The 12,989-nt window shown below is 33.0% G+C and carries 12 protein-coding genes; 2 read left to right on the plus strand and 10 right to left on the minus strand.

Going from position 1 to position 12,989, the window contains the following annotated elements; translation table 11 throughout:
- Positions 1-126: 126 nt before the first annotated feature.
- From RBU61_RS10635 to RBU61_RS10660, 6 genes are all read right to left on the minus strand, one after another.
- Complete coding sequence (locus tag RBU61_RS10635) at positions 127-2,445, minus strand: FtsX-like permease family protein (protein WP_308875374.1); 2,319 nt, start codon at positions 2,443-2,445, stop codon at positions 127-129.
- Positions 2,442-3,125 (minus strand): ABC transporter ATP-binding protein, encoded by a 684-nt coding sequence (locus RBU61_RS10640; protein ID WP_308875375.1) that lies wholly within the window; start codon positions 3,123-3,125, stop codon positions 2,442-2,444. Before RBU61_RS10640 ends, RBU61_RS10635 begins: the two co-directional genes overlap by 4 nt.
- A gap of 120 nt (positions 3,126-3,245) precedes the next feature.
- Positions 3,246-3,791 carry a DUF308 domain-containing protein gene (locus tag RBU61_RS10645; RefSeq protein ID WP_308875376.1) on the minus strand — a complete coding sequence of 182 codons (546 nt, stop codon included), beginning with the start codon at positions 3,789-3,791 and terminating at the stop codon, positions 3,246-3,248.
- A 65-nt stretch (positions 3,792-3,856) separates the two neighbouring features.
- On the minus strand, positions 3,857-4,894 hold the full coding sequence (locus RBU61_RS10650; protein WP_308875378.1) for a HAMP domain-containing sensor histidine kinase: 1,038 nt from the start codon (positions 4,892-4,894) through the stop codon (positions 3,857-3,859).
- A 9-nt stretch (positions 4,895-4,903) separates the two neighbouring features.
- Complete coding sequence (locus RBU61_RS10655) at positions 4,904-5,590, minus strand: response regulator transcription factor (RefSeq protein ID WP_308875379.1); 687 nt, start codon at positions 5,588-5,590, stop codon at positions 4,904-4,906.
- Positions 5,591-5,836: 246 nt separating this feature from the next.
- The gene (locus RBU61_RS10660) at positions 5,837-6,337 is read right to left on the minus strand and encodes a GNAT family N-acetyltransferase (protein ID WP_308875380.1); all 501 of its coding nucleotides are present in this window, start codon (positions 6,335-6,337) and stop codon (positions 5,837-5,839) included.
- A gap of 190 nt (positions 6,338-6,527) precedes the next feature.
- Between RBU61_RS10660 and RBU61_RS10665 the strand changes: the two genes are divergently transcribed.
- Positions 6,528-7,232, plus strand: a complete 705-nt coding sequence (locus tag RBU61_RS10665; RefSeq protein WP_308875381.1) for a radical SAM protein — start codon at positions 6,528-6,530, stop codon at positions 7,230-7,232.
- The gene (locus RBU61_RS10670) at positions 7,222-7,698 is read left to right on the plus strand and encodes a QueT transporter family protein (RefSeq protein WP_308875382.1); all 477 of its coding nucleotides are present in this window, start codon (positions 7,222-7,224) and stop codon (positions 7,696-7,698) included. The genes RBU61_RS10665 and RBU61_RS10670 overlap by 11 nt, the downstream gene beginning before the upstream one ends.
- Positions 7,699-7,718: 20 nt before the next feature.
- Here the strand turns inward: RBU61_RS10670 and RBU61_RS10675 are convergent, their stop codons facing one another.
- From RBU61_RS10675 to RBU61_RS10690, 4 genes are read right to left on the minus strand one after another with little or no spacing between them, the layout of a single operon-like run.
- On the minus strand, positions 7,719-10,367 hold the full coding sequence (locus RBU61_RS10675; protein ID WP_308875383.1) for an FtsX-like permease family protein: 2,649 nt from the start codon (positions 10,365-10,367) through the stop codon (positions 7,719-7,721).
- Positions 10,364-11,047 carry an ABC transporter ATP-binding protein gene (locus tag RBU61_RS10680; RefSeq protein WP_308875384.1) on the minus strand — a complete coding sequence of 228 codons (684 nt, stop codon included), beginning with the start codon at positions 11,045-11,047 and terminating at the stop codon, positions 10,364-10,366. The genes RBU61_RS10675 and RBU61_RS10680 overlap by 4 nt, the downstream gene beginning before the upstream one ends.
- 57 nt (positions 11,048-11,104) lie before the next feature.
- On the minus strand, positions 11,105-12,292 hold the full coding sequence (locus tag RBU61_RS10685) for a HAMP domain-containing sensor histidine kinase (RefSeq protein WP_308875385.1): 1,188 nt from the start codon (positions 12,290-12,292) through the stop codon (positions 11,105-11,107).
- On the minus strand, positions 12,285-12,971 hold the full coding sequence (locus tag RBU61_RS10690) for a response regulator transcription factor (protein WP_308875386.1): 687 nt from the start codon (positions 12,969-12,971) through the stop codon (positions 12,285-12,287). Before RBU61_RS10690 ends, RBU61_RS10685 begins: the two co-directional genes overlap by 8 nt.
- Positions 12,972-12,989: the final 18 nt, after the last annotated feature.

The following is a 12,989-nucleotide window of genomic DNA, read 5'->3' on the forward strand; positions in this document are numbered from 1 at the left end:
TATCAAAACTCTCCATCAATATTGTTATTAAGTATACTATTCGGACTTTCACAGTTCAAAAGGTAAATCGCCAAAAATGTCCAGCGGCTTTGAAGGTTATTTCAGAGCCGCCGTTAGGCATTATTGTTATCGTGCGTTTACAACATTGACTATACTCATTTTTTTAATTTTCCTTGTTGGTGAAACTACTGCTATAAATGAAGTTAGAATTGCGGCTGAAATCGTAACAATCAAGACCATAAATGGTGGCTGCCAAAGTTCTCCCCAATTAGATGTAATCAACATTTCGAAGAAGAAACGGTGCAGGAAAAGCCCTAAAACAGCACCCGTTAGACTGCCGGTTATTGCGTAGGCAGCGGACTCGGCTGTGACCATTTTTTTTAGCTGTTTGCCTGACATTCCTACTGCACGCATCATTCCATAATTACTCATTCTACTTGAAACGCTTGCATTTACCGTATTGATAATATTGATCAGAGCAACCAGCGCAATAACTATCAAAAAACCATAGACAAATACCGCCATAGCAAAATAACCTGTGCGTACTTCACTGTTATGCTGCTGCAAATCCAGTAACTTCATCTCAGGCGTAATAAGATTTCTCACCTCTTTAGAAATATCCTGATTAACTTGCATATCAATTATTGTATAGCCCGATATTCCAGTCAAAGCAGTAAAGGTATTTTCTGAACAAATGATGATCCTTTTGCCATCTGCTGCATCAAATGGTACATCAGAAATGATGCCAGTAACTTGTATATCTTTCAGTTCCCCGGCAATAGAAAGCGTAATGGTATCGCCAATCTTCCAATTAAATTGTTCTGAATAGCCATAGCTAACCAATACACCCTCGCCATTTTGTACATTGTCAACGCTTCCCGAAATCAACATTTCTTTGGCCCACTCAAATTGCGGATCATCATATGATATCAATGTAGCTATACCATTACCATGTTTATCAGTTGCTGGAATATCACGGTAAACCATACGCCCATAGATATTCTTAATATTCGGAAGGGATTTTATCTTTTTCATAATGGAGTGATCAAGTAATATGGAGTCCTGTACACCCCTAATAGATATATCAGGTGAGTAAGGTTTCAGCGGTTTCAAAGCATGACCCATAAAAGTAATCAGTACTGTGAAACTCAAAAATAAAATGATGCTTAGGGCAAAAGAACCAGCTATCAATGTCATACTCTTTTTGTTTGAAAAAGCATGGCGAAATCCCATTGCCGTATCCACATGAAACCATCTTGTGTTAGATGCTTTTCCTATTTCTAGATTATTTGTTTGCTGTATATTTCCCGTTACAGCAGCCTGAGGAGATACCTTCGCCGCATTTTTAGCAGGCGAGTTTGAAGCAATCATAACCACTAGAACCCCAATGACTGCACCAGCTATAATACCAGGCCAGCTAATATGAAACATTGGCATTGCAGGAAGGTACTGTGAGTTCAACATATTTAAAGAAAAAATCGCCATCCATAATATTCCGCATCCACCCACTAGACCAACCGGGATTCCTTTTAGACAATACTGTAATCCCTCCAGCCGGATATACCGTTTGATTTGCTTTTTAGTAGCGCCAAGGCAACGCAGAAGTCCGAAGAATTGCGTCCGTTCTAAAATACTCATGTTAAAGCTACTGGCAATCATAAAAGTACCGGCCATAGTTACAAGAATAAACAAAATTCCTGCTGTGAGATAAACATCCAACATCCTAGTATCACTGCTTTGTCCCATCAGCCCAAGGAGCATATTGTTTGGAGTAACTTGGTCCTCGATCAAACTATATTCCGATTTGATCTCCGAAAGCGCCTGGTTTATATTCACGCCGCTTTTGAATTGAATATAGTAATATTCTTGAAATAAGTCGATTGGAAATGCACGCATACCCTCTACCGATAACATCAGACCGTGTGCATCAATCCCCTTTAAACTGGAAAAATCACCATAGGTCCCGGTAATCGTATATTTCCGTAGTTGCTTATCACTAAAAGCTATTTCAATCGTATCTCCGATGGAAATTCCAAATTGTTCAAGTCCCTGCATATCGAGCAATGCTTCATGTTCTGCAACGGGATAACTGCCCTCGGTCACTACAAGATTCATCTGTTCGGCAAATTCCTGAGTACTGCTTTGAACAATTAATTTTTTCCCTTGATAATTTGTATCTTCAACCATCCCCATCCAGCTTGATACTTTTACATCCTTACGACCGTTGATTTGTTCAGCGGCGCTGTCCGATATATCTGTAATAATAGCATGGAAATTCCCATGTTGACGAATATACTCATTGATTTGAGCTCTTATACTCATATCTGCCATTCCAAAAATCGCAGTTACCAACATAACAGATATAGTAATACATATCACGGTCAACCGATTTTTCTTTTTGTGTACTTTTGCATATTCTGAAACAAGACCAAGATAACTATTCATTCCACATATCCCCCTAAATCTGTGAGAACACCATCTGATACTTGCAGCACACGATCAGCCGCAGAAGCAATGCTTCGATTATGGGTAATCATAATGATTGTCTGCTGATAGCGTTTAGATGCTGTTTTCAAAAGTGAGATAACTTCATTACTGTTATGACTATCTAGATTTCCAGTGGGTTCATCTGCAAGAATTAGCATAGGACGGTTAATCAAGGCACGTCCAATTGCTACACGCTGCTGCTGCCCACCGGACAACTGGCGAGGCAGGTGATTTCTCCTGTTTTTTAAGGACAGCACAGTAAGAATTTCTTCCACATAAGTCTGATCAGGCTTTTTGTAGTCAAGTAAAACAGGAAATGTAATGTTTTGCTCGACATTAAGTTCTGGTATCAAGTTAAACGCCTGAAAAACAAAACCAATATTTCTGCGACGGAAAATAGTGAGCTTTTCATCTTTCATACCGAAAATATCATTGCCGTCAATCAATACCTTGCCGGAAGTAGGTGTATCCAGCGCCCCAATCATATTAAGCAATGTACTTTTTCCGGAACCTGATTCCCCTACAATGGCAACAAATTCACCTTTGGGAATTGAAAAGTTAACATTTTTTAATGCATTAACCCTTGCTTCACCTGTACCATAGGTTTTACTGATAGCATTTACCTCTAATAATTTCATATCTTATCACCCTTTCTAAGCAATTAATTTTAAGATGTTTCCATAACCATCTAATAACACATTAACATCTACTCCTTACTCTCATATGAATTTCAGCTTACATCTTAGTAAGGTTCATAATTACTTGACGGTTTTTCGATAAACCAAATAAGCAATCAGTTCATATAAACATGAGAGCAACAAAAGTGTACCGAATATTTGTGAAAGAATCGGTAGGCCTCCGAAACCAAATGTAAAAATGTTAGAAGCAATCCCGCCTATCATAATGAAAACAGAAATAAAAATCAAAAGCAGTTTTGTCTTTGTAACAAGGCGTAGGGCAATTATAAAATAAACAATACCTTCAATCATCATCAAGCTGCCGAGAAAAACAGGTAATATGCTGATAAGATAACGATGATAAACAATTGAAAGCATACCACATATAATCAGCAAACAGGAAATGACAATATTCACATAGCTTGTGGTTTTGTTGTCATTTCTTCCATGTATAACAGCTCCTACAATGCTCAAAGCTCCATTAAGAATCACATATCCCCCAATCACATACACCATACCATTCAGCAAAAATTCTGGGAATAAAAATGTTATGATTCCCATTATTCCGAGAAAAGCTGCCCGAAGCATTGCATACTTTATGAATTTTTCAAATAACAATGATTTCAAAATAAATCCCACCTTTCTATAAAGGTAGGATAACATTTGTGCCTTACTCTCATATGAATTTCCGCTTACATTTTAGTAAGGTTAAGAAAACTTAAAACAAATATGCTTCCTTTACCTAAAACGCTATCTACTGTGATATTACCATCATGAGCCCCAATGATTGCCTTTGCAAGTGGCAGTCCAAGACCTATGCCCTGGGTATCTTTAGAAAAACGGCTACGGTAAAATCGTTTAAAAATATGGTGTACATCTTCCGGGTGTATACCGCTACCGTTGTCCTTTATGGTTATCTGCGTAATAGCTGGGAGCTTTTTCCACTCAATGGTGATTTGCCCTCCAGTATTCGTATGGTCAAGTGCATTTTTCACAATGTTGCTAATCGTTTCTATTATCCAATCTCTGTCACAAAAAAGCAGAGTATCATCAGCCCCTGACAAAGTGATTGTTTTCTGCTCCTCCTTGGCACGAAACTCAAAATACTGATAAATTTCGCTTATCATATCCCCTATGTTTTCAGATGCCTTTTTTATGACAATAGTCCCTGCATCCAACTTTGTAATCTTCAAAAGACTTTGAACAAGTACTTCTATTCTCTCAATCTCTTTTTCTGATTTTGTCGCAAATTCCTGTATAGCAGCCATATCTTCTGTTTCATCCTGTAAAAGCCCGTTGTAAATAGTAAGGGCGGTAAGAGGTGTTTTTAACTGGTGAGAAATATCAGAGATAGTTCCTTTTAAAAATTCTTTTACTTTTTGCTCCTTTACTGCGTGGGCATTGAGCGCCGTAGCCAAAGTATTTACTGAATGAAACAGCTTATACAAACTACCCTCCTTGCTACAATCAATACGGACATCTGTGTTTCCTGAAAGATATAAATTAATTTGAGATATGGCATCTTCCATAATCTGATCTTGCTTACGAAAGTAAAGAAAACAAGCGCCCAATATACACAGGGCAACCAACAAAGAAAGTATGAACTGAGCAAGGTTCAGTGTGCCGTAAAATAACCATCCAACCAATTGAAACAAGACGATGAAGCTTCCCAATATCCCAGATAGTAGAACAAACAAATTCTTAATGTCCTTATTGGTAAAAATCTTCATTAGACCACCTCAACTTACTACATTCCATTTGTATCCCATGCCTCTAACTGTTAGAAGCATTCTTGGATCGCCCGGATTGTTTTCTATTTTCATTCTCAGTCTGCGAATATACACTGCCAATGTATTATCATCCACATAATTTCCCTCGCCATCCCATAGCTTATCCAGAATTTTCTCTTTAGAAAGTATGATGTTGGGATTTTGCATGAACAAACATAGCAATCGGTATTCTGCCGTTGTTAAGTCCAAAAGTTTCCCGTCTTTATAGACTTGTCCTTGCAGTAATAAAACTTTTATTCCGTTGGATATGATTTCTGTATCTGTTGCTCCAAAACTCTTTGCTCTCCGAAGTAAAGCATTAATTCTTGATAGAAGCACCCCTAACTTAAAGGGCTTTGTGATGTAATCATCGCCACCAATATCAAGCCCCGTAACAATATTGATTTCTTCGTCTGATGCAGTTAAAAATATAATGGGTACTTTAGATACTTGGCGTATTTTTTGACATACCTCAAAACCAGAGCCGTCTGGTAAAGATACGTCCAGAATCAATAAATCGTATTTGCCATCCATCCAAATGGCATTGGCTTCTTTTATGGTTCGGGCAATATCTAATTCAAATCCCTGTCTTTTTAATAAGCAGGAAAGCCCATCAATCAAACTTAAATCATCTTCAATAAGTAATATTCTATCCATATGTTTTCTCCTCTTTTCATCCATCAGTCGGTTTGAGGGCATCTTTGGGTATCACTCATACCCGGCTAAACCAAACGCCCCTTTGACCCTATTTTCTTCGCAGAGTTTTTGTACCTATCCCTCTATAATATTCCATTTCATTGCATTTTTTCAGGGTATATGCATCTATTGTATTCATTTGATTAAACTAAATCAAGCAATTAATCTTGATATTTGATTCAGCTATTGCTAAATTTAAGGATAAAACTACTTTTCAAGTTTATACCAGAAACAATTATTTGTAATATTATATTGCTTCATCCCAGATTTTTCTAGAACACGTTGTGACCCAATATTGTCTCTTTCTACTTCTGCAATAACTGACTGAACAATATCTTGCTGTAACATCCATTTTGATAAAGCTTTCACCACTTCAGTTGTATAGCCTTGATTTTCATATTTGGGATTAATTCCATAGCCTATTTCAATATCTTTATTTTCTAACGGAGGATTTTTACAAGAGATACTGCCAATTATAGTTTTTGTTGACTTTATTGCAAAGACCCACATAGTATACCAGTAATATTCTTTTTCAGACTCTTTAACTATATTTACTTGTTTAGAAAAAATATCATATAAAATGCCTTCCAAGGGCTCACCCTTATAAATATATCCAGTATTATTTTCAAAATCTTCTCTTTCATTTAAAAGCTCATCTAATCCTTCCCCAGTCAATGGCCAAATAACTAGCCTATCTGTCTCAAGCATTTATACTTCACCTCATTCAGTATAATAATTTCTATCTTTAACCTTGATGTCCTTTCTATATAGTTTATATATTATTATACTTAATTTACTCTTGTAATCTCAATTAAAAAGTGATAAATTAGTATAGTCTATTTATATTTAAAGAGTGTTTCCTTGGAACCCACTTAAAAAAAATCAAGGGAGTGATAAAATGATAAGATACAGTAGGATTTTAGAAAAGAATCCTCGAGAAATCGTACTTTTAAAATCGCGCCCATGTACATGGGCGCGATGTTTTTTTTGTGATTATATCCATGATAATTGCAAAGATGACATAAGCATAATAGAGTTTAATAGAAAGGTTCTTAGAAATGTAGTTGGTGATTTTAAAAAACTAGAGGTAATAAATTCAGCAAGTGTATTTGAATTACCTAAGGAATGCTTACAGGATATAAAAGACATAGTATATGAAAAGGGGATAAAAGAGCTTTATTTTGAAAGCCATTATATGTACAAAAATAAGCTTCAAGAAATAAGAGATTTTTTCCCAGATATAGATGTAAAATTTAAAAGTGGAATTGAGACCTTCCATAATGACTTTAGAAATAATTATCTTAAAAAAGGTGTAAACTTTAATAGTCCACAAGAGGTGGCTGCCTACTTTGATAGTATTTGTCTTCTTGTAGGAATAAAAGGTCAAACAAAGGAAATGGTATCTCAAGATATTGATTTACTTCTAAAATATTTTGAAAGAGGATGTATAAATATCTATATGGAAAATTCAACGCCTGTGGAAGTTGATCCCGAGCTTATATCTTGGTTTAGAAAAGAGTATTCTTATTTAGAAAGTATGGATAATATTGAAATCCTTTGGAATAATACAGACTTTGGAGTAGGTGAAAAAGATGAATACTAAAATGATTACACGAGGTGCTGTAGTTGCGGCACTATATGCCATTTTAACCTTAACTTTACCTGCCTATGGTCCTTTACAATTTAGATTATCTGAAATAATGACACTTCTTGCATACTTTGACCCATTTTATGTAATACCACTAACAATAGGATGTGCCTTGGCAAATCTAGCTAGTCCTTTTGGTATGGTTGATGTTATATGTGGAAGTCTTGCAAGTTTTTTAGCCTTAAAATCCATGAGTAAAACTAAAAATATATACTTAGCGAGCATATATCCTGCACTTTTTAGCTTCATCATAGGACTAGAGATAATGTTTTTATCAACTGAACCTGTAAACTTTTTTCTAATAACAGGTCAAATTATTATTTCAGAATTTGTTGTAGTCACTATAATCGGTATACCAGTAATTAAATATATAATGAAAAATCAATATATAGAAAGATTAATTCAGCCTCTACATATGTAGAGGCTGAATTAATTATAATACTAAACACTTTCATCCCTTAATACATCTACTATTTCATCCTTTTCAATCTTTCTAATTCCAAAATAATATGCAATATAGATGCTGATTATGATTACTATGATATATATAAGTAAAGTTTTATATTCTAAGTAAAATAAAAAATCTTTAATACTAAACATCTTATTAAACTTAGCTATTCCAATCAATATTATTAGACATAGAGGTATAGAGTAAAGAAAAGGATATATGCAATAATATATTCCTTCTAATCTAAGCATCTTCTTTAATCCATCCTTAGTCATACCCATGGATTTTAGCATTGCAAACTCCCGCCTTCGATTTCTTAAGTTGTTATTTATACTTGAATATGCATTGGATACCCCTATGATACACATAGAAACAATAAAGGTAAATGCAATTAAATAAAGTACCTTCATTGCATCTTTTGTTTCTAATTCATAAGCAATCTTATCCCAAATATCATAGTCACTGCCAGGAATATAGTATTTTGCTATATCCTTTATTCCTTCCTTTACATGGCTTATATCTTCTTCATCTACCAGCAGATATGCATATTCTGTATGACTATAATCACCTGGTAAGCTAAATCCTTCCATCATAGTATTAAGTACTTCTTTAGGAACTATTAAGGCAATATGATAACTAACTAAATAAAAATCTTTCCAGGGTTTTTTAGAAGTTTTAAATCCAATATCTATATTAAAACCATATTTTTCATCTCCATATTCACCAAATGATAAAGAATCAATATCATCATTTAGATATGGAATATATTCTGCTCTTGATATTGGTTTATTCATATCTTCCTTAACCAAGTTTAGCAGGATAGCCTTTGGACTTTCACTATTATAATATTCTTCTGAAATCAAACCTAGCGATTGGGCATATCGATTAAAACTATCACTGTCAACTCCAATTAATTCGCCTGCCACCTCATAATAATTGCCCTTATTTCTTACACTAAATTTTCTACTGTCAATATCCTTAAAACCACCTATATTCCTAAATTCATTTGATTCATCTTCAGGCTTTACTTCAAACAATACATAATATCTTTTATATACCAATTTTTGTTTTATATCAGAAATTTTATCTATTTCCTTATATAGACTTTCATCAATGATTTCATCGCTATATAAATGCATCTGCATAGGATGATATATTTCTACACTATTTAATGTTTCATCTGCCTTTACACCTGATAAAACAATTAGAAATACAAATAAAATTGTAAATCCAATTCCTATGGATATTACCGTCGTTCTAAAACCCTTCTTATTTACTCTTAATGAATCCTTTGAAAGACTGGGTATTATACTTACATGGTTATAATCAATCTCGCTATTTTTATTACTTTTATAATTATCATAATTTAAACCGCTATATCTAATAGCCTCAATAGGAGATATTTTACTTAATTTTCTGGCAGTCCTTGAGATAGATAAAAGAATAGTTAAGAATGATAGAGTTAAAATAATCAAGATAATTATAGGTGATGTCTTAAAGGTAAGATTAAATATACTTCCATTTACATCAGAATTAACCATATCTTTTATTATATCTACACCAAAATAACAAAACAGATGACCTAATCCCAAGCCTAATATAATAGGTATTATAGATAATACTAATGCCTCAATTTTTACTGTCATCTTTATTTGCTTAGGTGTTGCACCTATGCTTTTAAGTATACCAAGTTGTCTTAATCGATTATTTGACCATATGGTAAATACATTATAGATTATTATTGAAAACATGATCATAATCAATAATGTAAAGATAAAGGGCTGAATTGTATAATATAAGCCTTGTTCCCAAACACTCATGGAAGGAATAAATATTCCTTGTAATCTTAGATATCGTGGATTATATCTGGCACTGTAGTTATATTCAACTAAGTCTCCTTCTCCTAATTCAAACCCCAATGTCTTACCTATCTCCGGCAAATCACTATATACGGTTCTAGGATTTTCCATCCTTAAAAGTGCATTCAGCCTTATACCTTCATCTAAAAAAGCTCTATCTAAAAAACCTAATGCTTTATAATAGGGTTCATAAGAAAGGCTATCAGCTGAAATAATACCTACTATGGTATATTCTTCTAAATCTTTACTAATAAACTTTTCATCAGGATATAAAAAATCAAATACATCTAATTCTTCTCCATCTTTCTCTCTATGTCCTAGATTTATGCTAATTTTACTTCCTACTTTATATGATGGATTTTCCTTAATTAAACTCCCCATTACTATGATTTCATTAATATTTTTTGGAGTTCTCCCTTCTAATATCAAGTTCTTTTCACCCATATTATCCCAATATTCTCTATCCAAATATGAAATATTTATATACGGTTTTTCCAAATCGATCTTACCTGTTAAATATTCTGATCTTAGATAGACTTTATCTATCTTCTGATTCTCCTCTAAATATGGGATTTGAGATTTATTTATATAGGATTTAAAGCCTCCATGGAAATTACCGTTCTTCTCCACTGCATCCTCAAGATCATGATGCCAATTCATATATGTAAATAGTACCATGGTGCTTAACAGGATTACTGCTATGGATATTATAATAATTATAGATATAGTGTTTTTCTTATTCTTCTTTAAATAATTTAATGTATATTCAGTAAGGATTTTCATGATCTTATCACCCCATCTGAAATGATATTTCCATCTTCCAATGTGATTACCCTATCAGTTTCCAATGCCATCCTTTCATCATGGGTTATTAGTAATATAGTCTGATTATATTTCTTGTTAGATAGTTTTAATAATTCTATTATCTCATTTGAATTATTTCTATCTAAATTACCTGTAGGCTCATCTGCCAATACAATTGCTGGTCTATAGATTAAAGATCTACCGATTGCTACCCTTTGTTGCTGCCCTCCAGAAAGCTGACCTGGATAATGACTAAGCCTATTTTCCAAGCCGAGAGTACCGACTATTTCATTAAAAAATTCCATATCAACGGTTCTTCCATCTAAAAGTAGTGGAAGCAATATATTCTTCTTCACATCAATTGTTGGAATAAGGTTGTAAAACTGATAGATTAATCCTACTTTTCTTCTTCTAAAAAGAGCTAATTCATTTTCTTTCAAAGTAGATATCTCTCTGTCCTCTATAAACACTTTTCCCTCTGTGGGTTTATCAACACCACCTAGTATGTGTAATAGTGTCGACTTACCTGATCCACTGGAGCCAACAATAGATAGGAATTGTCCCTTTTCCACTGAAAGATTTACTCCATTAAGGGCTATCACCTTTGATTCACCTTTACCATAGGATTTGATTAAATTTTCTGTTCTTAATATTTCCATATTTATCCCTCCCATGATTATAATTCTATAATCCTAAAGTGACATTTAAGTGACATTTTAAGAATAAAATTTAATCCTAAATCTAGCTCCCCCATCCTTTTTATTTTCCACAGAGATTTCTCCATTATGCTTTGTAAGTATTAGTTTTGACATAGAAAGACCTATACCGATACTATCTTTGTTTGCATTTTTCCCCTTATAAAATCTATTAAATATATATGGGATATCCTCTTTAAGAAATCCCACTCCATTATCCTCTACTATTATCTGTTTAAATATGGGATTAGAACTAATTAAGATATCTATCTTTCCATTATCCTCCATATGTTCCACAGCATTTTTTATAATATTTAAAAATGCTTCACTTAACCAACGTATATCTCCTTCCATACTTGAGTTATCATCTAATATGTTTATTGTTATATTCTTTTTTTCAATCAATGATACTATAGGCTCAATTGCTAAGTCTATAATATCCTTTAAATTTATAGTTTGTTTTGTAAATTTTATAGTATTGGCATCTAATTTCGATATGGTTAATAAAGAATCTGTCAATGTTTCTAACCTTTGTATTTGTTTATTTAATCTATGGATATACTCTTGATTTTCATCTTTAGAGCAGCTATCCTCCATTAGTTGAGACATAATGTTAATAGAAGTAATTGGAGTCTTTAACTGATGAGATATATCTGCTATATTATCCTTTAAACTCATCTTATCTTTAACAGCATTTTCCCTTAATTCTCTTAAAGTCACAACAGTCTTATATAATTCATCTGAAACAATAGCAAAATCTTTATCCACGTTAATATTTAAAAAATACTTACCTTTGTTGATATTCTCCAAATATTCCTTTAGCTCATTGGCATTCCTTCTTTTATTACTACTTAAAATTTCCATACCTATTGCACATAAAATAGTGATGCAAAATGAAAATATAATACTTAACAAAAATACATTTTTTCTATCTTTTATAAATATAAATCTTCCATAACTATATCCATATTTATCTAATGTATCTTTACCAATAATAGAGTATTGATTTGAACCGGACTTTAGCTGATTCATGGCAAGTATCTCCAAGTCCTTAGAATCCTCTGCTATTACTCCAACTACAGTAGACAATTTATCAAATAATATATTTTCATAATAGTTATACAAAAAAATAGAGGAAAAAAATGATAATAGCAAGACCATAACCAACAATGATATTTTATACCATAGAGATTTATTTAATCTATCCATTACCATTCTCCATTCTATATCCTATTCCCCTAACAGTTTTTAATATCTTTGGCTTATTTGGATTATATTCAATTTTTTCTCTCAATCTTTTTATCGCCACAGTAAGGGTATTGTCGTTAATAAAATCTCCGTCTATATCCCAAAGCCTTTCTAAAATAAATCCTCTAGTTAAAGTTTGATCTTTATTTTCCATAAACATTTCCAACAATCTATACTCTCTACCAGTTAAAAATATTTCTTCCCCTTGCTTTAATGCCTTTGTTTGAGATTTAATTAGCTTTATATCATTTGAAAATATTACATCATCTAAAGATATATCCCTTTTTACACGTCTTAAAACCGTGTTTATCCTTGCCTCCAATATAGATAATTTAAAAGGCTTGGTAATATAGTCATCTGCTCCTAATCCTAAGCCTTTGACTATCTCATCATCTTCATTTTTTACAGTAAGAAAAATAACAGGTATATTGGATTTTGATTTTATAAACTCAAGAAAATCATATCCACTTCCATCTGGCAAGTTCATATCTAATACAATCAAGTCATAGTCCGTTTTAAATTTTTCTTTTCCCATAGATATATTATTTCCTATTTCTACATTGAAATCTCGTTTATCTAAATATCTCTTTATACCGAAGGATATATTTTCATCATCTTCAATTAATAGGATATTTTTCAATTTCTTCACCTCTGTTAG

Origin of the sequence: Tissierella sp. MB52-C2 (assembly GCF_030931715.1) — a bacterium.
In the GTDB taxonomy this organism is placed as follows: domain Bacteria; phylum Bacillota; class Clostridia; order Tissierellales; family Tissierellaceae; genus Tissierella.